This is a genomic window from Kitasatospora sp. NPDC057015 (genome assembly GCF_042673745.1).
GTDB lineage: Bacteria > Actinomycetota > Actinomycetes > Streptomycetales > Streptomycetaceae > Kitasatospora.
Map to the genome: position 1 here is coordinate 692 of NZ_JBHUSG010000106.1, position 3,260 is coordinate 3,951.

Here is a 3,260-nt window from a genome sequence, read left to right on the forward strand (position 1 = left end):
GATCATCCACTCCTCGTCATCAGGCGCCGCAATGTTGTTAATGAAGTTCCAGAAAATCTGATGAACCCACTTCCACGGCTGCGTGGTCGGCGTGAGTGCTGGCGCTGCGGAAGCCGCCGAGATTGCAGGTGCCATGGGTTCTAGATTGCCGTCACCGCAGAGCAGAAAGACGTTGTCGGGCATCTGGTCGTTGTAATCCCTAGTCGTCACAACGAAGTCCCACGGGTCAGGCAGTGGAGCGCCTGCACCACCTGCGATCACGGCGCTGAGGTAGCCCACAACAGTCTTTGGGGTCGCCGCCATGCAAAGATCCAGCACATGTTGCTCTCCTTCGACACCTCCACCCAGGAGCATCATGCTCGAGTTCGACTGCGGACATAGATCGATGACCAACACATTCACATCTGGATGCTCCTCCGCATAGCGCGAAGCGAGATGGAACGTAATGGTGCTCTTACCGACACCCCCCTTGTTGTTCCAAATCGCGTAGCTTCTCAAAAGAGACATTTTTTCCCCTTTATCGTATTAGTTTCGTAAAAGACAGGACAAGTCTACAGCGGATTCTACCGGCGCAGCCCCGGACGAAGTTCGATACACCTGAATGGTCGGATTCGCCCGACTCCGGGCCGTTGCATCGCACCCTCGCACGCCCGAAATGGATCTCTTTTGCGTCGCTTTCGGTCAACATCTGCGAATACCAGCGAGAACACGCATTGTCGGACCGGCGAGCAGACAGCGTTAGATATCGGCGTTCACTCCATTGGACCGGCCAGAGTTTCATAGACACTCACGAGCCATTTAGCGCGTAGCGCCGCTCAAACTCCATCGGTGAAAGATCGCCGGCGGAACCATGCCGACGAACCGGGTTATAAAACATTTCGATGTAATCGAACAGGTCCGAGGTCGCGGTCGCCCGACTCGGATAGATGCGCCGCTTGATTCGCTCCTTTTTTAGGGCGCTGAAGAAGCTCTCGGCCACGGCATTGTCGTGGCAATTACCGCGCCGACTCATGCTTGGCACCATATGGTGCGCCTTCAGGAACGACTGCCAGTCATCGCTCGTGAATTGACTGCCCTGATCGGAATGCACCATGACACCGGGTCCCGGTTTGCGTTTCCAAACCGCAGCCAACAACGCCTGTAAAACCAGATCGCTGGTCATCGTCGAGCGCGTAGCCCAACCGACGATCTGGCGCGAGTACAGATCCATAACAGCCGCCAGATACAGCCAGCCCTCGTAAGTCCGGATGTACGTAATGTCCGTTACCCAGACCCGGTTCGGTGCGGTTGGCGCGAACTCACGGTTCAGCACGTTGGCGATTACGCCGACCGGACCACCCCGATAGCGAGGCTTGCTGCCATAGCCCACTTCTGCCCGCAGACCTTCGCCCTTCATGAGGCGATGGACGCGGTGACGGCTGCACGTTTCGCCCGATTCACGCAAATCCACCGTGACCTTGCGGTCGCCATAGACGCCGCCGCTGGCTAGCCAGGAATGCTTGATCAAACCGAGCAATCGATCATCCTCGCGCTTGCGGGCTCCGACTGTCTGCCGCTACCAGACGTAATAGCCGCTGCGATGCACGCCAAGGACTCGGCACATCGAGTGCAGGTGGAACTCGCCGAGATGGGCTCGCATGAACGCGTACCTTGCTGTTATCCCTTTGCAAAGTACGCGGCGGCTTTTTTAGAATGTCGCGTTCCTCGGTCATCCGCTTGAGCTCGGCCTTCAGTCGCCGAACCTCGGCACTCTGATCCAACTCCGCCTGCCGCACGACGTCGGGCCTGCCGAACTTCAGTTTCCATGCGTAAAGGCTGTGGGTCGTGATACCCAAACGCTGGGCCACCTCTGCCACCGAATGACCCCGTTCGGTTACCTGTTTGACTGCCTCGATCTTGAACTCATCTGTGTACCGCTTGCCGCTCATGCTGACCTCCTCGGTTGCCATAAATTATGGCTCGAAGATGTCTACGAAAGGCTGGCCGGTCCACAATGAATTCGCCGTTACACGCCACCTGGCATGTTCTCCCTCAATTACTCACGCTCCGCCGCTGACTGTGCCGCGTCTTCTGCAACTGCATTCGCTTGCGTGGCCCCAAGCTCCACTGCGCGTGGAGCGGCATTTCCTGTCGCGTTGAACCCAGCGACGCGCTCGTACCTTCGCAACGTAAACGGCACGACTCCGACATCATCAATATCTGCGTTGCGGAACAGGAAGGCTCCAGCCATAACGGAGCCGCCGCCTTTGATCTTGACGAGCGACGTAGCACAAGAGGTGATGCGACGGTCGCTGGGAGAGAAATTAAGAGTGAGAAACCCTTCCCACACCGCGCCGTCGACGTCGAAGTCCAGCGTGAACTCTTTATCGGGGCCGAGATACTTGAAGGTGAAAGCGCCTGACAACCTGTGAGCCTTTTGCTTTAACGTTAGGCGACTCTCCGATCGACTTTTTTCGTCTACGTGCTCGCCTTCCCAGACACCATCAATCTTCAGGCCACGGTATCGAATAGCTTCGATTAGGGGAAACACCTTGCCCGTCCACAAAGCCTTGATTGTGAACAGGATCACGGTCGTCAGAATACCTGTGACGATGCCCAACAATCCTTCGCTCCAAAGGTGATCCATTTCGGTCCCCGTTGCATTCGTGTTGGATTCGTGCGGAAGCATTATGCGCCGAAGCTCCAGCACGAGGCTATAGCGGTTACCGTACCCGTCTTCACGCGATGTGGCACACGCAGAGGTGTCGACAAACGTCGTCCATGCGGCTGTGGCTGCGGGTCGCTGCATGCGTAGTAGCGAGAGGCGATCGTTCAGTGCGCGCTGTCACCATCTAATCCGGCGGTCGCGAGCTCTCTTTCAAAGCGCCAATGGGTGTCCAAAACCGAACCCTTTCGGACACCAGTGCTCGACCATGTCCGAAAGTAAGGCGGCAAATCTTTCGTACATAGGCTATGATTCGGACATCCTTTTCGAACAGGTTGAGAGTGCAAGATGTCGCGAACCTTCGCATATGCCCGGGTGAGTACCACCGATCAGACGCCAGCCAACCAGCTCCGCGAGATCGAAGCGGCCGGCTTCAATGTCGACAAGCGCCGTGTCATTACCGAAAGTATCTCGGGTAGCGTTAGCGCGGATCAGCGGCCGGGATTCGGAGAGCTACTTCTCAAGATGGAAGAAGGTGACGTATTGATCGTGACGAAGCTCGATCGTCTCGGCCGAAATGCGATGGACGTTCGCGCAACCGTTGAGGCTTTAGCAG

3 protein-coding genes and 1 pseudogene are annotated in these 3,260 nt (G+C 56.8%); 1 reads left to right on the forward strand and 3 read right to left on the reverse strand.

Annotated elements, in window-relative coordinates; genetic code table 11:
- From ACFTWP_RS41060 to ACFTWP_RS41070, 3 genes and pseudogenes are all read right to left on the reverse strand, one after another.
- The coding region (locus ACFTWP_RS41060) for a ParA family protein (protein ID WP_380270306.1) at nucleotides 1–498 on the reverse strand (498 nt) is incomplete at its 3' end.
- A 289-nt stretch (nucleotides 499–787) separates the two neighbouring features.
- Nucleotides 788–1,928: pseudogene (locus tag ACFTWP_RS41065) on the reverse strand (IS3 family transposase).
- A gap of 107 nt (nucleotides 1,929–2,035) precedes the next feature.
- A complete protein-coding gene (locus ACFTWP_RS41070) occupies nucleotides 2,036–2,788 on the reverse strand; it encodes a hypothetical protein (RefSeq protein ID WP_380270307.1) in 753 nt (250 codons plus the stop codon).
- Nucleotides 2,789–3,019: 231 nt separating this feature from the next.
- Between ACFTWP_RS41070 and ACFTWP_RS41075 the strand changes: the two genes are divergently transcribed.
- The coding region (locus ACFTWP_RS41075) for a recombinase family protein (RefSeq protein WP_380270308.1) at nucleotides 3,020–3,260 on the forward strand (241 nt) is incomplete at its 3' end.

Excerpts from the sequence above, each read along its gene's own strand:
- ACFTWP_RS41070 (WP_380270307.1), bottom strand. The coding sequence starts at position 2,788 with ATGCAGCGACCCGCAGCCACAGCCGCATGGACGACGTTTGTCGACACC.